Source organism: Nitrobacter sp. NHB1, assembly GCF_036964665.1.
In the GTDB taxonomy this organism is placed as follows: domain Bacteria; phylum Pseudomonadota; class Alphaproteobacteria; order Rhizobiales; family Xanthobacteraceae; genus Nitrobacter.
This window is the reverse complement of the sequence record NZ_JBAMDA010000001.1, coordinates 1920694-1942273: the sequence shown is the minus strand read 5'-3', so window position 1 is coordinate 1942273 and position 21580 is coordinate 1920694. Positions and strand designations below refer to the sequence as shown.

The 21580-nt window shown below is 62.8% G+C and carries 18 protein-coding genes and 1 riboswitch; of the genes, 8 read left to right on the top strand and 10 right to left on the bottom strand.

Annotated elements, in window-relative coordinates; genetic code table 11:
• Positions 1-37: 37 nt before the first annotated feature.
• From V4R08_RS09055 to V4R08_RS09045, 3 genes are read right to left on the bottom strand one after another with little or no spacing between them, the layout of a single operon-like run.
• Positions 38-976, bottom strand: coding sequence for a prephenate/arogenate dehydrogenase family protein (locus V4R08_RS09055; protein WP_335579056.1), 939 nt, complete (start codon positions 974-976; stop codon positions 38-40).
• Positions 973-2070 (bottom strand): histidinol-phosphate transaminase, encoded by a 1098-nt coding sequence (gene hisC, locus V4R08_RS09050; RefSeq protein WP_335579055.1) that lies wholly within the window; start codon positions 2068-2070, stop codon positions 973-975. Before hisC ends, V4R08_RS09055 begins: the two co-directional genes overlap by 4 nt.
• Positions 2071-2092: 22 nt before the next feature.
• Complete coding sequence (locus V4R08_RS09045; protein ID WP_335579054.1) at positions 2093-2944, bottom strand: chorismate mutase; 852 nt, start codon at positions 2942-2944, stop codon at positions 2093-2095.
• A gap of 378 nt (positions 2945-3322) precedes the next feature.
• Positions 3323-3402: riboswitch (SAM riboswitch) on the top strand.
• A gap of 90 nt (positions 3403-3492) precedes the next feature.
• Between V4R08_RS09045 and metX the strand changes: the two genes are divergently transcribed.
• The 3 genes from metX to V4R08_RS09030 all read left to right on the top strand — a co-directional run bounded on the left by metX (position 3493) and on the right by V4R08_RS09030 (position 6617).
• Complete coding sequence (gene metX, locus V4R08_RS09040) at positions 3493-4692, top strand: homoserine O-acetyltransferase MetX (protein ID WP_335579053.1); 1200 nt, start codon at positions 3493-3495, stop codon at positions 4690-4692.
• 1 nt (position 4693) lies between these two features.
• The gene (gene metW, locus V4R08_RS09035) at positions 4694-5362 is read left to right on the top strand and encodes a methionine biosynthesis protein MetW (RefSeq protein ID WP_335579052.1); all 669 of its coding nucleotides are present in this window, start codon (positions 4694-4696) and stop codon (positions 5360-5362) included.
• Between the two features lie 652 nt (positions 5363-6014).
• A complete protein-coding gene (locus V4R08_RS09030) occupies positions 6015-6617 on the top strand; it encodes a TIGR02594 family protein (RefSeq protein WP_335579051.1) in 603 nt (200 codons plus the stop codon).
• A 162-nt stretch (positions 6618-6779) separates the two neighbouring features.
• On the opposite strand, the gene V4R08_RS09025 is transcribed toward V4R08_RS09030, so the two are convergent.
• Positions 6780-7565 carry an MOSC domain-containing protein gene (locus V4R08_RS09025; protein WP_335579050.1) on the bottom strand — a complete coding sequence of 262 codons (786 nt, stop codon included), beginning with the start codon at positions 7563-7565 and terminating at the stop codon, positions 6780-6782.
• 218 nt (positions 7566-7783) lie between these two features.
• On the opposite strand from V4R08_RS09025, the gene clpB reads away from it, so the two are divergent.
• From clpB to metB, 4 genes are all read left to right on the top strand, one after another.
• The gene (clpB, locus tag V4R08_RS09020; RefSeq protein ID WP_335579049.1) at positions 7784-10420 is read left to right on the top strand and encodes an ATP-dependent chaperone ClpB; all 2637 of its coding nucleotides are present in this window, start codon (positions 7784-7786) and stop codon (positions 10418-10420) included.
• A 553-nt stretch (positions 10421-10973) separates the two neighbouring features.
• Positions 10974-12815, top strand: coding sequence for an assimilatory sulfite reductase (NADPH) flavoprotein subunit (locus tag V4R08_RS09015; protein ID WP_335579048.1), 1842 nt, complete (start codon positions 10974-10976; stop codon positions 12813-12815).
• Positions 12816-12825: 10 nt separating this feature from the next.
• Positions 12826-14556, top strand: coding sequence for an NADPH-dependent assimilatory sulfite reductase hemoprotein subunit (locus V4R08_RS09010; RefSeq protein WP_335579047.1), 1731 nt, complete (start codon positions 12826-12828; stop codon positions 14554-14556).
• Positions 14557-14823: 267 nt separating this feature from the next.
• Complete coding sequence (gene metB, locus V4R08_RS09005) at positions 14824-16008, top strand: cystathionine gamma-synthase (RefSeq protein WP_335579046.1); 1185 nt, start codon at positions 14824-14826, stop codon at positions 16006-16008.
• Positions 16009-16253: 245 nt separating this feature from the next.
• Here the strand turns inward: metB and V4R08_RS09000 are convergent, their stop codons facing one another.
• Positions 16254-16631, bottom strand: a complete 378-nt coding sequence (locus V4R08_RS09000; protein ID WP_335579045.1) for a BA14K family protein — start codon at positions 16629-16631, stop codon at positions 16254-16256.
• Between V4R08_RS09000 and V4R08_RS08995 the strand changes: the two genes are divergently transcribed.
• The gene (locus tag V4R08_RS08995) at positions 16543-16794 is read left to right on the top strand and encodes a hypothetical protein (RefSeq protein WP_335580311.1); all 252 of its coding nucleotides are present in this window, start codon (positions 16543-16545) and stop codon (positions 16792-16794) included. The two genes, V4R08_RS09000 and V4R08_RS08995, sit on opposite strands and share 89 nt — an antisense overlap.
• 51 nt (positions 16795-16845) lie before the next feature.
• Here the strand turns inward: V4R08_RS08995 and V4R08_RS08990 are convergent, their stop codons facing one another.
• The 5 genes from V4R08_RS08990 to fliG form a co-directional block, all read right to left on the bottom strand.
• Entirely contained in the window at positions 16846-17955 is a 1110-nt protein-coding gene (locus V4R08_RS08990; RefSeq protein ID WP_335579044.1) for an ATP-dependent DNA helicase, read from the bottom strand.
• A 112-nt stretch (positions 17956-18067) separates the two neighbouring features.
• Positions 18068-19447 (bottom strand): sigma-54-dependent transcriptional regulator FlbD, encoded by a 1380-nt coding sequence (gene flbD, locus V4R08_RS08985; protein ID WP_335579043.1) that lies wholly within the window; start codon positions 19445-19447, stop codon positions 18068-18070.
• 45 nt (positions 19448-19492) lie between these two features.
• Positions 19493-19843 (bottom strand): flagellar motor switch protein FliN, encoded by a 351-nt coding sequence (gene fliN, locus V4R08_RS08980; protein WP_335579042.1) that lies wholly within the window; start codon positions 19841-19843, stop codon positions 19493-19495.
• Between the two features lie 17 nt (positions 19844-19860).
• A complete protein-coding gene (locus tag V4R08_RS08975; RefSeq protein WP_335579041.1) occupies positions 19861-20490 on the bottom strand; it encodes a FliH/SctL family protein in 630 nt (209 codons plus the stop codon).
• A complete protein-coding gene (fliG, locus tag V4R08_RS08970; protein WP_335579040.1) occupies positions 20490-21578 on the bottom strand; it encodes a flagellar motor switch protein FliG in 1089 nt (362 codons plus the stop codon). The genes V4R08_RS08975 and fliG overlap by 1 nt, the downstream gene beginning before the upstream one ends.
• Positions 21579-21580: the final 2 nt, after the last annotated feature.

Here is a 21580-nt window from a genome sequence, read left to right as displayed (position 1 = left end):
AGACGATGGATTGCCGGATCAAGTCCGGCAATGACCACTATGGCTTCTTCGCCGCGCTCGTTTGCAGCCGTCCGAAGTCGGGGGCAGCAGAGTCCTGGCCGATCTCGACGATGCCGCGGCGGATCGCGCGGGTGCGGGTAAAATGCTCGAACAGCGCTTCTCCATCGCCGCGGCGCATGGCGCGCGTCAGCTTGGAGAGGTCCTCGCTGAAAGTGCCGAGCATTTCCAGCACCGCGTCCTTGTTGGTCAAAAATACGTCGCGCCACATGGTGGGATCGGAGGCCGCGATCCGGGTGAAGTCGCGAAAGCCGCCGGCGGAGAATTTCATCACTTCCGAGGATGTGACCTCGCCGAGCTCGTCGGCGGTGCCGACGATGGTGTAGGCGATCAGGTGCGGCAGATGGCTGGTGATTGCCAGCACCAGATCGTGATGCTCGGGTGTCATGGTCTCGACCCTGGCGCCGATCGCGGTCCAGAACACGCGGAGCTTGTCCACCGCGGCGGGATCCGTCCCCTCGGGCGGCGTCAGGATGCACCAGCGGTTGATGAACAGTTCGGCAAAACCGGAATCCGGACCAGAGTGCTCGGTCCCTGCCACCGGATGCGCGGGAACGAAATGCACCCCGGCGGGCAGATGCGGGGCCATGTCGCGGACGACGGCGCCTTTCACCGATCCGACATCGGAGATGATGGCGCCCGGCTTGAGGCGGGATGCGATCTCCTGCGCCACCGCTCCGCACGCCCCGACCGGGATGCAGAGGATCACGAGGTCGGCGCCATCAGCGGCTTCGGCGTTGGTTTCCACCACGCGATCGGCGATGCCGAGTTCCGTCACCCGCGCACGCGTCGTCGCGGAGCGTGCGGTGACGACGATTTCGCCGGCGAGGCCTTGCGCGCGCGCGGCGCGCGCAATCGAACCGCCGATCAGGCCGAAGCCGATCAGCGCGATCCGCTGGAATGAGGGCGCTGCGGTCATGTCTGCGCCATGAAGTCGCGCAAGCCGTCCGCTACCAGGCGATTGGCTTCCTCGGTGCCGATGGTCATGCGCAGGGCATTCGGCAGACCGTAACTGTCGAGCGCGCGCAGCACGAGGCCGTGTTTGGTCAGGAACGCATCGGCCTCAGACGCGGTCTTGCCCTTCGTCGTCGGGAAGTGGATCAGGATGAAGTTCGTCACGCTCGGCGTTACCTTGAGGCCGAGTTTTGTCACTTCATTCGTCAGCCAGTTACGCCACTTTTCGGTGTGAACCTTCGACATCTGGACGTGCGCGGTATCCTCGATCGCAGCCGCAGCCGCAAGCATCGCCGGCGTCGAGACGTTGAAGGGGCCGCGAATCCGGTTCACTGCATCCACGATATGCGCCGGGCCGAACATCCAGCCGATCCGCAGCGAGGCCAGGCCATGGATCTTGGAGAAGGTATGCGTCAGCACGGTGTTCTCCGTCGTCGCCGCCAGTTCGATGCCGAATTCGTAGTCGTTGCGCGATACATAATCGGAATAGGCGGCGTCGAGCACCAGCAGCACATGCGACGGCAGGCCCGCGCGCAACCGCTTGATCTCGTCGAAGGGAAGATAGGTGCCGGTCGGGTTGTTCGGATTGGCGAGCCAGACCATCTTGGTCTTTGGCGTTACCCGCTTGAGGATCGCATCGACGTCGGCGGTGTAATCGATTTCCGGCGCGACGACGTTGGTCGCGCCGTTTGCGGTGGTCGCGATCGGGTACACCAGAAAGCCGTGCGTGGTCGAAATAGCCTCATCGCCGTCGCTGAGATAGACGTGCGCGAGCAGGTTGAGGATCTCGTCGGACCCCGCGCCGCAGATGATGCGGTCCGGGTCGAGGCCGTAGGCGCGCCCGATGGCCTCGCGCAGCACGCGCGAGGTGCCTTCCGGGTAGTCCTGAAGATGCGCCACGGCATTGCGGTAAGCGTCCATCGCCTTCGGCGAGGGGCCGAACGGCGTTTCGTTGGCCGACAGCTTGAACACCTTGCGGCCCGCTTCCGGCACCGGGCTCTTGCCGGGCGTGTAGGGCGCAATATCGAGAATGCCGGGATTCGGCACCGGTCGGGACATCATTGACTCCGGACTATCGGGATTAAGCGTTGGCCGCCCCGCTGGAGGGCATCGTATAGCGTGTTGCGTGGCTGCCGACGAGGGCGGTCGAACGGACCGAAGCGCCGGCCTCAAACAGCGCCGATTTGATCGTATCGAGGCTGGTGTCTCCCGTGACGGACACCAGCAGCGCAGCGCCGTCGAAGGCGGTATCGGGCACGGCAACGATCTCGGCGAGCGGCGACAGCGCACGGGCGGTATCGGCATTCCAGCCGGACACGCGCACGCTCCAGGTCTCTACTTCGGTGACCCGCGCATTGTCGGCGACCCGCGAGATGACGAACACCGGCAGCGCCGCCGGGTGGTCGGCGCGCTCGATGAAGGGCAGGCGGGCGATGATTTTCGGCGCGCCGTCGGCTTCAAGCGCGAGCCACCATGGCGCGCGGCTCGAGGTCGCCGAGACCAGGGCAAGATCGCCTTTCGAATTCGCCACCGCTTCCACGGCCGCCTGCGCATTGAAATGCGGCACGAAGGGGACCGTGAAGCCAAAGTGGAAGCGTGCGGAATCCCGCATCGCGGATTCGCCGAGCGACAGATCGGCATGCAGCGAAAAAGGCGCCTGCACGTAGGTGAAGGTCGAGATGATGACGCGCCAGATGCTCTCGACGGTGTCGAGCGGCAGGATGCCGCGATGACGCTGCGCCAGACGGCGCATCATGTCGGCTTCTCGCGCCGGTCGAAATGCGGATCCGATTTCCTGGGTCTGCTTCACCGAGATCAGGCGGTCGATGATGTCGCCGCGCCGCATCAGCAGGCTGTGCACCTCCTCGTCGATGGCGTCGATCTCTTTGCGCAGTTCCTGCAGGGATGATGGCGCGGGGGGGACTTTGGTCATGGATGCAACTCGTCGGCCGGGCGAACGGGGCGGCGGCTAGAGCATGATCCCGAAAAGTGGAAACCGGTTTTCGGATAAGATCATGCTCAATCAAAAGGGTAACGCTAGATTCTGATTTAACGCAGTTGAATCAGAATCTAGCGGTCCGGTTCTGCCATTCCCATCCCGTTTCAGGGAGCGCCTTTTGCGAATGTCAGCGCAAAAGGACATTTGCGTCGGGGTCTTCGGCAAATAACGGGTCGCGAATGGTAAATTAATTCCACCAGCGGCCGCATTGATAGGAAAGTAGGCGCATGAAAGCAAAGAAAACATTGCCCGCCATGGCTTGTCTTAACGAAATGGCTTGTCTTGACGAAAACCGCCTGCGGGATTAGGTTTCGGTTATTCCGTGGTCATTTGAGCCGGCCGGCTTGCAGCCACGTTAAACAACTCGCTAAACAGGCCGGGGACAGCGAAATCCTGATCCCGGCCGAACCCATGTTCAGGCCGGTTTTTTATGGCCTGTGATCCGCGGTTTCTTCGAAGCCCCGGAGGAGGCCAGTGTCAGGATGGTAAACGTGCAATCGGTACCGACCCCGGCTCACGCCGAGTATCGAGCCCAGGAAGCAGACCATCCCACCTCGCAGGTCGCGTTGTTCAGCGGCGATCAACCGCTGTCGCTCGATTGCGGAATCGATCTCGCGCCTTTCCAGATCGCCTATCAGACCTACGGCGAACTCAACGCCGGAAAGTCCAACGCCATCCTGGTCTGCCATGCGCTGACCGGGGATCAGCATGTTGCCAACGTCCATCCGGTCACCGGCAAGCCCGGCTGGTGGGTGACCCTGGTGGGGCCTGGCAAGCCGCTCGACACCGACAGGTATTTCGTCATCTGCACCAACGTGATCGGCGGCTGCATGGGTTCGACCGGTCCCGCCTCGATCAATCCTGCGACCGGCGCGGTATGGGGGCTGGATTTTCCGGTCATCACCATTCCCGACATGGTGCGCGCGCAGGCCATGCTGATCGATCGCCTGAGCATCGACACGCTGTTTTCGGTGGTCGGCGGCTCCATGGGCGGCATGCAGGTGTTGCAGTGGTGCACGGCCTATCCGCAACGCGTGTTTTCAGCGCTGCCGATCGCATGCAGTACGCGCCACTCCGCGCAGAACATCGCGTTTCACGAGTTGGGACGGCAGGCGGTGATGGCCGACCCCGACTGGCGCGACGGCCGCTATGTCGAGCAGGGCACCCATCCGCACCGGGGTCTCGGCGTGGCGCGGATGGCCGCGCATATTACCTATCTGTCTGACGCGGCGCTGCATCGCAAGTTCGGACGACGGATGCAGGACCGCGAACTGCCGACATTTTCCTTCGATGCGGATTTTCAGGTGGAGAGCTATCTGCGCCACCAGGGATCGTCGTTCGTCGAGCGTTTTGACGCCAACTGCTATCTCTATCTGACGCGGGCGATGGATTATTTCGACATCGCGGCCGATCACAACGGCGTGCTGGCCGCCGCGTTTCGCCATACGCGGACCCGGTTCTGCGTGGTGTCGTTCACGAGTGACTGGTTGTTCCCGACCTCTGAATCGCGCGCAACCGTACATGCGCTCAATGCCGGCGGTGCGCGGGTCTCGTTCGCGGAGATCGAGACCGATCGCGGCCACGACGCCTTCCTGCTCGATGTTCCCGAATTTTTCGACATCGCGCACGCGTTCCTGGAATCGGCGGGAAAGGCCCGCGGTCTGGCAGCCGCAGGTGAGTGACATGAGCGTAGAGCAACCGACCCTGCCGCTGAATGACGTCGCGCCGCCGGCGGGTGGCCGCTATCGCAGCGATCATCTCCTGCTGGCCGAGATGATCGAGCCCAATTCGAAGGTCCTGGACGTCGGCTGCGGCGACGGTGACCTCTTGCAACTGCTCGAGACGCGCGGCATCGACGGCCGCGGCATCGAACTGTCGCGCGAGGGCGTCAATCATTGCGTCGCCAAAGGCTTAGCGGTGGTGCAGGGCGACGCCGACACCGACCTGGTCAACTATCCCGACGACGCCTTTGATTACGTGATCCTGTCGCAGACCCTGCAGGCGACGCGGCAACCGAAGGCCGTGCTGGAAAATCTGCTGCGGATCGGCCACGGCGCCATCGTATCATTCCCGAATTTCGGCTACTGGAAGATGCGGGTTCAGCTTCTGGTCGGCGGCCACATGCCGCGCACGGATAACCTGCCGGCGACTTGGTACGACACGCCGAATATCCATTTTTGCACCATCAAGGATTTCGTCCAGCTCTGCGACGAGATCAATGTCAAGATGGAGCGTGCGGTCGCGCTCGATCTTTACGGACGGCCGCTGCGATTCAACGCGCCGTGGTGGTTCTGGAACATGTTCGGGGAGCAGGGCGTGTTTCTGCTCAGCCGGGCGGAGAAGAACAAGTAGCCAACATCGATCGGGTCCCCGATCTCGAACGCCATCCGGCGGGCCGGTCGGTGGCCATAGCCGTTCGCGAAGTCGGCGCGGTCTTGGTCTTGAGATGATCGCGGATTGCGACCGCATCGTCGCGGAAGTCCTCGTAGCAGGAACTGTCCGATGCCGGACTTATCCGATGGCGTGTAACCGCGCCGGGCCTGTGATGCTGCGGTGTAAGTAGCGCATTTGCGGCTCCCGGCTTGCGCGGGCCGATATGTTGGAAGCCCGCAGAGAATTCATGCACGAACAGGATCGGCCTGCCGCTGCCGGCTTCCTCGAGAGGCGCACGTTGTCTTTGGTCGCGGCGTTACGGCATGTCGATTCCACTAAGAAGATTGTTTGCTGATGGGTTTGTCGTAGACACGAGAAGTAAAACAACGACAGACGAAAACCTGCGCGGATATGTTCTGCGTTTAGTGCCGTTCAACCATGTTTTCGTGCGTCGATATTTCTGTATCAATACAACGCGCAACTTTTGTTGACATTAAATTATCCTATAGTTGCCATGTTTTAGACATATTTAACCTTTTTAGGCGGGTGCGGTGATTCTTTGTTAAGGATTGCGCGACACCGGAGGGTGTCACAACGACTCGACACCGGAGGGTGTCACAGGGGTGCATGTATGTTTCAGTTAGTTGCGTTTCGCCGGCTGCCGCGTATCCTGGCACTGGCGGTGTGTTCGTTGGCGGTCGTCGCATTCGCGGCGCCGGCCTCGGCAAGGCCTCATCATCGTGCGGGACATCACGCGCACGTTCATCACCACAAACACCATCATCACGTTCGCCGGCACCACCGGTATCGCCATCATCAGCATAGGCGCCGTCACACGCGGGCGTTGCGCTCGAATGCGGACGAAACCGGATTTTCGGATGGGGGCTTCGTGTCGAATATCGTCGCCGAAGCACGCCGCTACATCGGTGGCAATCCCACCGGCCGCAGCCGGCTCTGGTGCGCGCGCTTCATGAATATGGTTCTGAAGCGCTCCGGGCATAAGGGAACTGGTTCTGACATGGCGAGTTCATTCGCGCATTACGGGCGGCGGGTCTCCGGCCCACAGGTCGGCGCCATCGCTGTCATGAGCCGACGCGGCGGCGGCCATGTCGGCGTCGTCAGCGGCATCGATCGGCGCGGCAACCCCATTGTCGTGTCGGGCAATCACGGCCATCGCGTCGCGGAGTCGGTCTATCCGCGCGGGCGCATCTATGCCTATGTGGTGCCGAACTGAGGTGTGTGGTGCCGTTTTCGCCCTCTCCCTTTGAGAGAGGGTACCTCGGTGAACCAGGGCGGGCGGGGCAAGTTTCGACAAGCCCCGCTTTTCCCCCATGGATGCCGTCCGTGCTTGCCTCCCGCGGAGCATGGGAGAGAAGGAAGAACCGCGGTCGCCCGTTTACGCGAGGGTTTCTCCAAGCGTTTCGACCTTGTCGTCGATCCTGATCGTGCCGCCGGTGACGACTTCCGCATAGACCCCGCAATCGCAATGCCCCAGCGTTCGCATCAGCGTGCGTGGAATGTCGAGATCGCGAACTGCTGCCTCCGGGTCGACGTTGGTGGCCGTGCATCGGACGATGCGCTTGACCACCTTGAGCCGGATGTCGCCGATCGCGAGCGTGCGCTCGAGCAGGTCGAGTTCGCTCCAGGCCGGCCAGCCACGGATGTAAAGATTGGCGCGGAAGCGTAGCGGATGAACCGGCTGCCCGACCATTGTCTCGATGGCGGCGACGCTGCCGAGGTTGATGATCGAAACCACCTTCCTTGCGACGTCCGAAAAACTGTGTCCATTGCCGACGAGAACCTGCGGCGGTCCCTTGAGTTCCTGGGTGAAGTTGGCGGCGAAGAACCGCTCGACCGTGGCGCGGCCCTCGGCCGTGCCGAGATCGGCGCGCACCGCCTCCTCGCCATTGGCGTGGATGGTGAGGGTCCGACTGGCGTCGTCGTAGCGGCTGCGGAGCGCGGCGAGCCGCTCATCGCGCATCAGCATCAGGAACCGGGACTTTGGAAAATACCGAGGCGCGGCCGGGTCGAAACCGGTGGGACCGTTTTCGATGGCATAGCTGCGGTCGCCGGGAACCGTTTTGCCGGGGCTCAGGATTGCATGGGGCAGGGCTTCGGCGGACAGGCCCTTGACGGGATAGCGGTAGAGGGCAGCGACGGCCGCATCTATCATAGCAGACATAGGGTCCTTTAAGGGATTCGGGGCGGCCATGCCATCGGCTTCGACGCGACGCCCCTTCATTTCCTGGGAGCGTATTCCTACATTTGCCACAGGCTGGATCGACGATCCGGCGTGCCGACCGCTGCCGGTTGAGGAACGTCAACGCGGCCAGCGGAAACCCAATGAAGATGTCGCTTCTGTGCCTTCGGGGCAGGAGCGGCAGGCTGAGGGAGATCTCCATGAATATTGAAAAGTATACCGAGCGGGTGCGCGGTTTCATCCAGTCCGCGCAATCGCTGGCGGCGCGCGAAAGCCACCAGCAATTTACGCCGCTTCATATCCTGAAGGTGCTGCTCGACGACAGCGAAGGTCTGGCGGGGAGCCTGATCGACCGCGCCGGCGGCAATTCGCGCGCGATCCTGAAGGCGACCGAAGCCGCACTCAACAAGATGTCGAAGGTGTCGGGCGCTGGCGCGGGCCAGATCTATCTGGCACCGGCAACGGTGCGCGCGTTCGATGCCGCCGAGCAGGCCGCCGAGAAGGCCGGCGACAGCTTTGTCACGGTGGAACGGCTGCTGCAGGCGTTGTCGCTCGACAAGGACAGCGAAGCCTCCAAGTTGCTGAAGGACGGAGGCGTCACCCCTCAGAACCTCAACGCGGCGATCAATGCGCTGCGCAAGGGGCGGACCGCGGATAGCGCCACGGCGGAAAACGCCTATGACGCGCTGAAGAAATATGCCCGCGATCTCACGCAAGCGGCGCGCGACGGCAAGCTCGATCCGGTGATCGGCCGCGACGAGGAAATCCGCCGCACGATCCAGGTGCTGTCACGTCGCACCAAAAACAATCCGGTGCTGATCGGCGAGCCCGGCGTCGGCAAGACCGCGATCGCGGAAGGCCTGGCGCTGCGCATCGTCAATGGCGACGTGCCGGAAAGCCTCAAGGACAAGAAGCTGCTCGCGCTCGATCTCGGGTCGCTGATCGCAGGCGCCAAATACCGCGGCGAGTTCGAGGAGCGGCTCAAGGCGGTGTTGCAGGAAATGACGTCGGCCGCCGGCGGCATCGTCCTGTTCATCGACGAGATGCACACGCTGATCGGCGCCGGCAAGGGCGACGGCGCCATGGATGCGTCAAATCTGTTGAAGCCGGCGCTGGCGCGCGGCGAGCTGCACTGCGTTGGCGCGACCACGCTCAATGAGTACCGCAAGCATGTCGAAAAGGATGCGGCATTGGCGCGGCGCTTCCAGCCGATCTTCGTGTCCGAGCCGACGGTCGAGGACACCGTCTCGATCCTGCGCGGGCTGAAGGACAAGTACGAACAGCATCACGGCGTCCGCATCGCCGACAGCGCGCTGGTCGCGGCCGCCACCCTGTCCAACCGTTATATCACCGACCGCTTCCTGCCCGACAAGGCCATCGATCTGGTGGACGAGGCGGCGGCGCGGCTGAAGATGCAGGTCGACTCCAAGCCGGAAGCGCTCGACTCGCTTGACCGCGAGATCGTTAGATTGAAGATTGAGCAGGAGGCGCTGAAGAAGGAGAACGATGCCGGCTCCAGGACGCGCCTTGCGAACCTCGAGAAGGAGCTGGTCGATCTGGAAAAGCAGTCGGCGGACCTGACCTCGCGCTGGAACGCGGAGAAGGGCAAGCTGTCGGACGCCGCCAAGCTCAAGAGCGAACTGGATCAGGCCCGGATCGAACTCGCCAACGCGCAGCGGCGCGGCGAATACCAGAAGGCCGGCGAACTGGCCTATGGACGGATTCCCGAACTCGAAAAGCGTCTCGCGACCATCGAGGCCGGCGAAGACAGCACGACGATGAATGAGACGGTGACGCCGGACAGCATCGCTCAGGTGGTGTCGCGCTGGACCGGCGTTCCCGTCGACAAGATGCTTGAGGGCGAGAAGGAAAAGCTGCTGCGGATGGAAGAGAGCCTTGCGGCGCGTGTCGTCGGACAGGGCGAAGCGGTGCGCGCGGTCGCCACGGCAGTGCGGCGTGCCCGCGCGGGCCTGCAGGATCCCAACCGGCCGATGGGCTCGTTCATGTTCCTGGGGCCGACTGGCGTCGGCAAGACCGAACTGACCAAGGCGCTCGCCGCCGATCTGTTCGACAACGAGACCGCGATGGTTCGCATCGACATGTCCGAATACATGGAGAAGCACTCGGTGGCGCGGCTGATCGGCGCGCCTCCCGGCTATGTCGGTTACGAGGAGGGCGGGGCGCTGACTGAGGCGGTGCGGCGGCGGCCCTATCAGGTCGTGTTGTTCGACGAGATCGAGAAGGCGCATCCGGATGTGTTCAACGTGCTGCTGCAGGTACTCGACGACGGCCGGCTGACCGACGGTCAGGGCCGCACGGTGGATTTCCGCAACACCTTGATCATCATGACCTCGAACCTCGGTTCGGAGTTTTTGGTCAACCAGCCCGAGGGCGAGGACACCGGCGCGGTGCGCGAGCAGGTGATGGAGAAGGTGCGCGCGCACTTCCGTCCTGAATTTCTCAACCGCGTCGACGAGATCATCCTGTTCCATCGGTTGCAGAAGAGCGAGATGGGCCGGATCGTGGAAATCCAGTTCGCCCGGCTGCAAAAGCTGCTGGAAGACCGCAAGATTGTGCTCGATCTCGATGCCTCCGCGCGCGACAGGCTGGCCGAGAAAGGCTGGGACCCCGCCTATGGCGCGCGCCCGCTCAAGCGCGTGATCCAGCGCAACGTGCAGGACCCGCTCGCTGAAATGATTTTGGCGGGCAAGGTCCACGACGGCGACCATGTCGCGATTTCGGTGAAAGGCGGCGCGCTCACGTTCAACGGCGAGGCACCGCAGACCGCGGACATCGAGCAACTCGAACCGCGGGTGCCGAAGCGCAAGCTGCACTGACGCCGACGCACGCGATTCAACCCTTCCTGCATCGCGGGGAGGGTTGAGCACCATTGCTATTTCGATGGTCCATTGATTCCGGCGTTCGGTTTTTCAACGATTGTTGATCGATGCGGGGTGCGAAAAACGCGAGCACTCCATTCAATCGAGTCGCTCACGCCCGATACCCACGCCGCAACGAGGGCGGCAAATCGCTGATGCCCTCATCAAGCTGAAACAATTCCCCGTTCTGCAAGACTCGCGTGGTTACTCTTTGCGGCACCGACGCAAGGTAAAACGGCCAGCGCGCCGGCGCCGATTTTGAGTGTCATGGGCACTCTCCCTCGATGCTAAAAATGAGCGTAGCAACGAAATAATCGTTTCGCTCCCGCCACGCATCGAAGGGTAATATTCTTTTTTTCAATAACGCATTGTTTTCTCTGCCAAACCAGCCCTATTCAAGAGGCCGAATTGTCGATAACGGCGGAAGATTTCCGTTTCGTTCAGCGACTCGACCCGACCTCTGAAGCGTAATCGCGGCGGCCGGCAGTTCGCTCTCCGAGGTTTGCTTGCGATGACAAAATTGGAATTTCCAGGTTCAGCGCTCACGACGGATCAGTGGACGCAGGTCAACCAGCTCGCGACGTCTCTCAGTCATGAACAGGCGACCTGGATCAGCGGCTATTTCGCCGGTCTCAGCCATCGGGCGTGGACTGGCGCAGCGGCGGCGGATGTCGCGGAGCTTGCGCCGCCTTCCGAGAGCGGCCTTCTCACCGCAGCGCCTGCGACGCGGCTCCTGACGGTCCTGTTCGGCAGCGAGACCGGAAACAGCAAGGCTCTGGCCAAAACGCTCGCTGCCAAAGCCGAGGCCAAAGGCATCAAGGCGCGTCTCGTCGATATGGCGGACTACAAGCCGCGCGGCCTCAAGGACGAGCAGGATCTGCTCGTCATCACAAGCACTCATGCTGAGGGCGATGCACCGCAGACCGCCGTCGGCTTTTTCGAATTTCTGGAAAGCCGCAAAGCGCCCAAATTGCCGCAGTTGCGCTATGCGGTGCTGGCGCTGGGCGATTCGACCTATGAAAAATACTGCGAGGCTGGCAAGCGGGTCGACCGGCGGCTCGAGGAACTGGGCGCGCAGCGTCTCGCCGATCGTGTCGATTGCGATGTCGATTACGAGGACGCTGCGGACGCCTGGATTGCAGCTGTTGTCACCAACCTTGCGCCATCAGCGTCAACGCCGGTCTCTGCCCCGGCATCGGTGGCTGCGGCGCAGAGCGGTGCGCCCGCGTCTGCGACATTCGACAAGAAGCATCCGTTTCAGGCCGCAGTTATCGACAATATTGTGCTGACCGGGCGTGGGTCCTCCAAGGAGACCCGTCATATCGAGGTGTCGCTGGCGGACTCCGGCTTGATCTATCAGCCGGGTGACGCGCTCGGCATCGTGCCGCGCAACGATCCGGCACTCGTCGATGCCGTGCTGGAGAAGCTGTCGCTGTCAGCCGATACCCCGGTAACGGTGAAGCAGGGTACGACAAGCCTTGGGGAGGCGTTGAGCGGGACGTTCGAGATCACGGCGTTGACGCCGCGTTTTATCGATCATTGGGCCGACCTCACGGGGTCTGCGGACCTGCAGGCGTTGCGCGCGCCTGATCAGAAGGAGGCCCGCGCGGCGTTCCAGCACAACCATCACATTCTCGACGTTGTCAGCCGGTTTCCGGCGTCCGGCATCGACGCCGCGCAATTCGTCGCCGGGCTGCGGCCGTTACAGCCGCGGCTCTACTCGATCGCCTCGAGCCTTGCCGCCGCTCCGGACGAGGCGCATCTCACGATCAGCACCGTGCGCTACACGCTGCACGACGTGCCGCGCACCGGCGTCGCCTCCGGATATCTTGCGGCTCGCACCGAGGCGGACGCCACGGTTCCGGTCTATATCCAGTCCAACGATCACTTCCATCTGCCGGACGACGACGTGCCGATCCTGATGATAGGCGCCGGCACCGGCGTGGCGCCATACCGCGCCTTCATGCAGGAGCGGGAGGCGCGGGGCGCGTCCGGCCGCTCCTGGCTGTTTTTCGGCGAGCGCAATTTCCGCAGCGACTTCCTGTATCAGGTCGAGTGGCAGGAGTTGGTCAAGAACGGCGTCTTGAGCCGGCTCGATCTCGCGTTCTCGCGCGACGCCGCGCCGAAGACCTACGTGCAGGATCGCCTGCGCCGGCAGGGCCGCGATGTCTATGCGTGGCTCGAGGAGGGCGCATATCTCTACGTTTGCGGGGACAGCGCGCGCATGGCGCCTGATGTTCATGCCGCGTTGACGGATATCGTTGCCGAACACGGCGGCCTCGATCGCGACGAGGCGGGCGCCTATCTCTCGGCGCTGCAGCGCGATCGCCGCTACCGGCTCGACGTGTATTGAGGCCAGTGTAATGGATGTGAAGACCGAGCCCGATCGCAGCCGCGATGTTTCCCAACCCCTCGACAAGCTCGGGCCGGACGAAACGCTGAAGGCCAACAGCGACTATCTGCGCGGCACGATCAAGCAGAGTCTGGCCGACGACATCACTGCGGCCGTGACGGCCAGCGACGCCAAGCTGATGAAGTTCTTCGGCATCTATCAGCAGGACGATCGCGACATCCGCGACGAGCGGCGGCGGCAGAAGCTCGAGGCTGCCTTCTCCTTCATGGTGCGCGTGCGCCTGCCGGGCGGCGTTTGCAGCCCGAGCCAATGGCTGAAGCTCGATGCCCTGGGGCGTGCTTATGGCGGCGATACGCTGCGGTTGACGACGCGGCAGACCTTCCAGCTTCATCGCATTATGAAGCATAACATGCGCACCGTGATCCAGGGATTGCGCGATGTCCTGCTCGACACCAAAGCGGCCTGCGGCGACGATACCCGCGGTGTGATGTGCACGGTCAACCCCGATCTGTCGAAACTGCACGCCGAAGTTTATGCGCTTGCCAAGCAGGCGAGCGACCACGCCGTTCACAGGACTGGCGCCTACAAGGAAATCTGGTACGAGGCCGAGCGTCAGGACACGGATGGTCCCGAGGAGCCGTTCTACGGGCGCACCTACATGCCCCGGAAGTTCAAGATCGGCTTCGCGATCCCGCCGAGCAACGATATCGATGTCTACGGCCAGGATCTCGGTTTCATCGCCATCGCCCGTCGCGGCAAGCTGAAAGGCTTCAACGTCGCCATAGGCGGCGGTCTCGGCCGGACCGATCAGGCGCCGAAGACCTATCCGCGCCTCGCCACCGTGATCGGCTACATCGACGCCGACAAGCTGTTTCCGACTATCGACGCGGTGATGTCGGTCCAGCGCGACTACGGTGACCGTCTCGACCGGCTGCACGCCCGGTTCAAATACACCATCGACGAAAAGGGGCTCGACTGGATCAAAGCGGAGGCCGAGCGCCGTCTCGGCGTCGCGTTCCAACCTGCGCAACCCTATACTTTCACCTCGAACGGCGATCCGCTCGGCTGGGTCAAGGGCGAGGACGGCCGCGAGCATTGCATCCTGTTCATCCAGAACGGTCGCGTCATCAATACGCCGGACCATCCGATGATGGATGGCTTGCGCGCCATTGCGCAGGTCCATAAGGGCATGTTCCGCATTACGCCGAACCAGAACCTGATTATCTCCGACATCGCTCCCGAGGATCGGCCGGCTATCGAGGCGCTGATGAAGCAATACGGCCTCGACCAGTTCGAGACTCGCAGCGGCTTGCGCCTCAACGCGATGGCCTGCGTCGCGCTTCCGACCTGCGGTCTGGCGATGGCCGAAAGCGAACGCTATCTGCCCGATCTCATTACCAAGATCGAAGCCATCCTCAACGTCCATGGACTCAAGGACGACCCGATCACGCTGCGCATGACCGGTTGTCCGAATGGCTGCGCGCGGCCCTATATCGCCGAGATCGGCCTGACCGGACGCGCTCCGGGCAAGTACAATCTTTATCTCGGCGGCGGCTTCCATGGCGAGCGCCTCAACAAGATGTATCTCGAAAATGTCGGCGAGGGCGCGATCCTCGAAGCGCTCGACAAGACGCTCGGCCATTATGCCCGCGACCGCAAGCCCGGCGAACACTTCGGCGATTTTGCCATTCGCGCCGGTTATGTCGTCGAGGTGAAGGAGGGGCGGTTTTTCAACGACTAGGCGGGATTAGGAAAAGTGTGTAGCGGTTTTCCGCCTGCATCCCGGATGTGTTGACTCCGTCAAACGAGCCTTGTTCAAAACGGAAAAGACCGCGCCGCGCCCAATGCCGCGCAAGCTCTTTGTGACTGCGCAACGCAGGTTGCGCAGGGCTTGCGGAAGCGTTTGTGTTTCGTCCGAAGTCCTTTAAATATGCCGCGCACGGCCGGCCGCGTCATCCCGGACGGGATCGTGCGGCCCTCGCATTTTCATCGAAAGTTCACGAACGTCATGTCCGAATCTATGAATCCGAGAACGGTCGCGGCTGCAAACGGCATCGCGGCGGAAGATACTTTCGGAGCGGTGACGCCGCCGATCTGTCTGTCGAGCACTTTCACCTGGCCCGGTCTTGGGCGCAGCGGCCCGCATGACTACACGCGGACAAGCAACCCGACCCGAACCTTATTGGCTGATACCCTCGCCAAGCTCGAGGGCGGCGCGGGCGCGGTGGTGGTGTCCTCGGGCATGGCCGCGATCGATCTGGTGCTGTCGCAACTGTCACGCGACGACATTGTGCTTGTGCCGCATGACTGTTATGGCGGCACCCACCGCCTGCTTGTGAACCGCCGCGACCGCGGCCACTTCAGGGTGGCCTTTGTCGATCAGAACGACCGGGCGGCGCTGATTTCGGCATTCCAGGACAAGCCCAGGCTCGTCCTGATCGAGACCCCGAGCAATCCTCTGATGCGCATCGTCGACATCCGGGCGATTGTCGTGCAGGCGAGAGCGGTCGGTGCCAAGGTCGCCGTCGACAATACGTTTCTGTCGCCCGCGCTGCAGCGACCGATCGCGCTCGGCGCGGATTTCGTCGTTCATTCGACGACGAAATATCTCAACGGTCACTCGGACATGGTCGGCGGCGCAGTGATCGCGGCCGATGCCACTGATGCCGAGGTGCTGGCGGGCTGGGCCAACATCGTTGGCGTCACGGGGGCACCGTTCGATGCCTATCTGGCCCTTCGCGGCATCCGCACGCTGTTTCCGCGCATGGAGTGGCAGCAGCGCAACGCGCAAGCGGTTGCCGAGTTTCTCGTCAAGCATCCCCTTGTTGCCGCGTGCCACTATCCGGGGCTACCCTCGCATCCGGGTCATGCCGTCGCCAAAGCCCAGCAATCCGGCTTTGGCGCGATGCTTAGCTTTGAACTGAAAGGAGACGAGGTGGAGGTTGGCCGCTTCGTCGAGGCCGTGCGGCTTTTCAGTCTCGCGGAGTCGCTTGGCGGCACCGAGAGCCTGGTGGCTCATCCCGCGACGATGACCCATGCCAGCATGTCGGAGGAAGCACGCAAGGCCGCCGGCATAACGAGCGGTCTCATACGGCTTTCAATCGGTCTGGAGGATGCCGCCGACTTGATCGCCGATCTGGAACTGGCTTTTGCCGCAACCGATGGATCGGCTCGTTCAAAAGCGAACGTCTGAAATGCCACGCTGGAGACGTGCTGGGTCGCACGTCAAAAAAAACCGCGGAGCCAACCGGCTCCGCGGCGATGGTTTGGATGTATAGGCACGATATCCGCTGCCGATGAGAGCGTTTTCGAGCGAAGTATGTCCTCGGGCTTGACTCGAGGATAGTCACCGGTTCGCGTGAAGAAAACGCGTCAAATCAAAATCATAGAGCCTCGCTTCTGATTCCATCAGAAGCGAAAAGGCTCTAGATTCCGGCGTTACGGACAGGGGTAACGGTAGCCGTCGTTGTTGAGATAAGTTCCGGACGCCGGATCGTAGGAGCGGTAGCGCCGCGAGCAATAGGCTGCGTTTTGTTGCGCCGCCGCATTGGCCTGACCGGCGGCAATCGCGCCGCCGATAATGGCGCCGGCCGCCAGGCCGCCGATCAATGCGCCGGCGCCGCCACCATGATGATGATGACCGTAGCCATAATGTCTGTGTCCGTGGCGATAATACTGCACGGTCTCGATCGAGGATGGCGCAGCCCTGCTCATATCGGATTGACCCATGAGCGGCGCTGAGGTTGCCGGCACGGAAAATGTGAACGCCACGGAACCGGCGAGCAGTGCTCCCAACAGAATCTTCGATCGCATCATTCAAGCTCCTCAATGGTGGGATTATGACCAAAAGATATTTGTTCAAGCCATCACAATTGGCGAGGCGTCAGATTGCCGCGAGCGGCCACAATACCATGTGACGACGGTCATAATGTTTAGTGCCCGATGTCCGCTTCATGGTTCAATTTTTTTAGTTCGATGACGATTGAATAGCAAGCCGGTCTGTTCTAGCGAGCCTTTCCGCGACGAACTGCTACACCACGATGCTCAGTCGCTTCGCGGCCCGGGTGATGCCGGTGTAGAGCCAGCGCGCGCGGCTGTCCTGAAACGCGAAGCTTTCGTCGAACAGCACGATGTCGTCCCATTGCGAGCCCTGCGACTTGTGCACCGTCAGGACATAGCCGTAGTCGAACTCGTCGTAGGGTTTGCGCTGCTCCCACGGAATATCCTCGATGCCGCCGGCGAAGCAGTCTTGCCGCACCGAGACTTTCGTCACCTTGTGAGCGAATTCCTCGTCGGGCGACAGTCGCATCGTGATGATTTTCGATTTCGAGGCTGCACGGGACTTCACGCGCCACAGGCCGCCGTTGAACAGCGCCTTCTTGCGGTTGTTGCGCAGGCAGACCAGCTTGTCGCCGGCCACCGGCAGCGGGTCTTCGATGTTTTGCCGTTGCCGGAATCGCATGTTGTAGGAACGGCGGGTGTTGTTGCGCCCGACCAGCACCTGATCGGCATCCATCACGCGCGACGGATCGAGTTCGCTGCGCGCCACCACCTCGCTTTCGCCATAGCGGCCGATGTCGAGATCGCGGCCCTCACGCACGTCCATCGACATCCGCACGATCGGGTCGTCCTTCGCCTGACGATGAACCTCGGTCAGCATCGCATCCGGCGCGGCATTGGTGAAGAAGCCCGCGCCTTGAATCGGCGGCAACTGCGCGGGATCGCCCAGCACCAGCAGCGGACAGTCGAACGACATCAGATCGCGACCGAGTTCCGCGTCGACCATCGAGCATTCGTCGATGACGATGAGTTTGGCCTTCGAGGCTGGTGCATCGTCCCACAACTCAAAACTCGGCTGCTCCTCGCCGGATTCGCGGGCGCGATAGATCAGCGAGTGAATGGTCGACGCGCCGTCGCAGCCTTTGTTGCGCATCACCAGCGCGGCCTTGCCGGTGAAAGCGGCGAACTTGACCTCTCCGTCGACGCCATCGGCGATATGGCGCGCCAGCGTGGTCTTGCCGGTGCCGGCATAGCCGAACAGGCGGAACAACGGCGGCGTACCGTTTTTGCCGGGCTTGGCTTTCAGCCAGTCGGCGACGGCTTTCAGCGCTGAATCCTGATGCGGCGTGAAGGAGGTCATGAGTCTCGAAGGATGACGGAGCCTGCGCAGCGATGCCGCGACTCGACCTTCGGAACCTAACCATTCGCGAGGCGAGTGCAAGCCGGGTTGCTCTCGCGGCGAACTCGGTTTGTCAGGCCGTTGCCACGAACGCGCGATGATCGCCGTTGCCCGCGGGTGTGATCGGGATACCGCCATCGGCATATTCGTTGAGCTTGTTGCGCAGCGTCCGGATCGAGATGCCGAGAATGTTGGCGGCATGGGTGCGGTTGCCGAGGCAATGTTTCAGCGTTTCGAGGATCAGGTCGCGCTCGACGTCGGCCACGGTGCGGCCGACCAGCGCACGCGTCACCTGCTCGGCGGCGAGCGTGGCATGGGCGACGGCCGGTGCCGTCTTCGCGAGATCAAGGCGGTCGCCGTCCGGCGTCAGGATCGCGTCGGCGCCGATCTCGTCGCCGCTCGCCATCAGCACCGCGCGGTGAATGGTGTTCTCAAGTTCGCGGACATTGCCTTGCCAGCGGTTGGTCGTCAGCACGCGCCGTGCGTCCGCCGAAACCGGACGCACCGGCACGCCGTTGGCGTCGGCATACTTCTTCGCGAAATGCTGCGCCAGTTCGAGGATGTCGGCCGGACGCTCGCGCAGCGGCGGAATCTTCAGGTTGACGACGTTGAGGCGGAACAGCAGGTCCTCGCGGAAGGTGCCCTCGCGCACGGCGTCCGCGAGATTGCGGTTCGAGGTGGCGATGATGCGGATATCGACGGGAACCGGCCGGGCACCGCCGACCCGGTCGATCACGCGCTCCTGGATGACGCGCAGCAGCTTCGATTGCAGCCGTACGTCCATTTCGGAAATTTCGTCGAGCAACAGCGTGCCGCCGGTGGCCTCCTCGAACTTGCCGATGCGACGCGCAACTGCCCCGGTGAAGGCGCCCTTCTCATGGCCGAACAGTTCGGATTCCAGCAGATGCTCCGGGATCGCCGCGCAGTTGATCGAGATGAACGGCCGTCTGGCACGGTTGGAGCGGGTATGCACGTAGCGCGCCAGCACCTCCTTGCCGGTGCCGGATTCGCCGGTGATCATGATCGAGGCGTCGGAGCACGCGATCTGCTGCGCCAGCTTGATGACTTTGCCCATGGCTTCGTCGCGGTAGACGAGATCGCGGGAATCGTTCGCCACGGCGGCCAGCACCGCGGCGATCAGCTCCGGATCGGGCGGCAGCGGGATGTATTCCTTGGCGCCGGCGTGGATCGCGGCGACGGCGGCGCGCGCGTCGCTGGTGATACCGCAGGCGACGATCGGGACGTGAATGTGTTCGGCCTCGAGCCGGATCACGAGGTCGCGGATGTCGAGACCGACATCCACCATTAGGAGATCGGCGCCCTTGCCGCCGCGCAGCACCGCCATGGCCTGTTCGTTGCCGGTTGCGTGGGTGACGGAGGCGCCATTGTCCATGGCGATCTTGGTGGCGGTCGTAAGCTGGCCCTTCAGTGTGCCAACGATGAGAAGCCGCATGGGTTGCTCCTGTTATGTGTTCAGCGCTCGCGGCGGCTGGTGCTGTCAGGCTTTCTCGGCCTTGATGATTTCGGTCATGGTCACGCCGAGCTTGTCCTCCACGAGAACGACCTCGCCCCGTGCCACAAGCCGGTTGTTGACGTAGATGTCGATGGCCTCACCGACGCGCCGGTCGAGTTCCAGAACGCTGCCGGGCCCGAGCTTGAGCAGCGCGCCGACGTCCATCTTGGAGCGACCGAGCACGGCCGACACCTGGACTGGAACGTCGAACACCGCTTCGAGGTCGGACGCGATCCGCGAGACCTGTTCGTCCTCGCTGTATCCAATGTCGTCGATCGCCGGCGCATCGGCGGCGTTGAGGTCGGGAAGCGGCACCTGAGTGTCGTTATCGCTCATTGTTCGTTTCCATGCCCTCAGGCGTTGCCGTTCGATTGGCGTGACGTCATGTAGCCGCGCACCAGTTCGTCGATCTTGGCGTTGGTGGCCGAGCGTTCCAGCACGATCCCTCCGTCAGCCCATTCGATCCTGCAGTCGCCGGTTTCGATATCGGGCTCCGCGAGAATGACGAGTTGTCCGGCAAACCCGCTTTGTTTGGCCAGGCGTTCGATTTGCGTGCGCGCCGCGTCATAGAGTTGATCGTTGATCCGCACCACGAGATGCGGCGCCGACACCAGATGCCGGAAGCTCTCGCAGACCAGCGCGGTGATTTCCGCCAGGGGCTCGGCCGCGATCATCTCGCTGCACAGCTTGCGCGCGACCGCGACGGCGACATCGACCGCCTCGGTCTCCATCCGCGCCTCGACGCCCGCGAAGCGTTCGGCGATCTCCCTGATGCCGACGGCGATGGCTTCGGTCGCCAGCGCCATGCGGCGGTCGCTCTGTACCCTGGCTTCGCGCTGCGCGGCGTCGAACCCGTTCTGATAGGCCTTGGCTTCCGCGGCCGCGATCTGTTGCGCGATCTCCACAGCCGTCGGCGCCCGCTCCCTGGATTTATGCGAAACCGAGAAGTCCGTGTCGAACAGGAATTTCGCCGGAGCGCCCATCAGTACACCAGCTCGTCGTCGGCGCGGTTTTTCGACAGCATGATTTCGCCCTTGGCGGCGAGGTCCTTGGCGAGATTGACCAGCAGCGCCTGCGCCTCGTCGACGTCGCGCAGCCGGACCGGTCCAAGCGCCGCCATGTCGTCCATCAGCATCTTGGCGGCGCGGGTTGACATGTTACCCATGAAGAAAGCGCGAACCTCCTCGTTGGCGCTCTTCAGCGCGATGCCGAGCTTGTCCTTGTCGACATGGCGCATCAGGGTCTGCGCCGAGCCTGCGTCGAGCTTCACCAGGTCGTCGAACGTGAACATCAGCGCCTTGATGCGCTCGGCGGATTCACGGTTGTCTTCCTCCAGCGAGGTGATGAAACGGGTCTCGGTCTGGCGGTCGAAGTTGTTGAAGATTTCCGCCATCACCTCGTGGGCGTCGCGGCGCCGGGTCTGCGACAGGTTGGACATGAATTCGCTGCGCAGCGTCTGCTCGACGCGCTCGATCACTTCCTTCTGCACTGCTTCCATCTTGAGCATGCGGCCGACCACGTCGAGCGCCATGTCTTCGGGCAGGATGGCGAGCACCCGCGCGGCATGTTCTGGCTTCAGCTTCGACAGCACGACCGCGATGGTCTGCGGATATTCGTTCTTGAGATAGTTCGCGAGAACCTCCTCCTGAACGTTGGACAGCTTTTCCCACATGTTGCGGCCGGCAGGCCCCCGGATTTCGTCCATGATTCCCGACACACGTTCGGAAGGGAGATACTGGGTCAGCAGCCGCTCGGTCGCATCGAAGTTGCCCATCAGCGCGCCGGACGCCGACATCCGCGAGACGAATTCGAGCAGCAGATCCTCGACCACATCGGCCTCGACCGTGCCGAGGGTGGACATCGCCAGCGACAGATCGCGGACCTCGTCGTCGTCCAGCATGGCCCAGACCTTGCCGCCGTACTGCTCGCCCAGCGCCAGCATCATCACAGCCGCCCGTTTCGGCCCGCTCATCGGCTTGGACTTCGGACGGTTGCTCTGACGACTCGCGAGCGAGGCGACGACGCTGGCGATGTCGTTGGCGTTTGCGGTGGTGGTTTGCGGTACGGCCATAT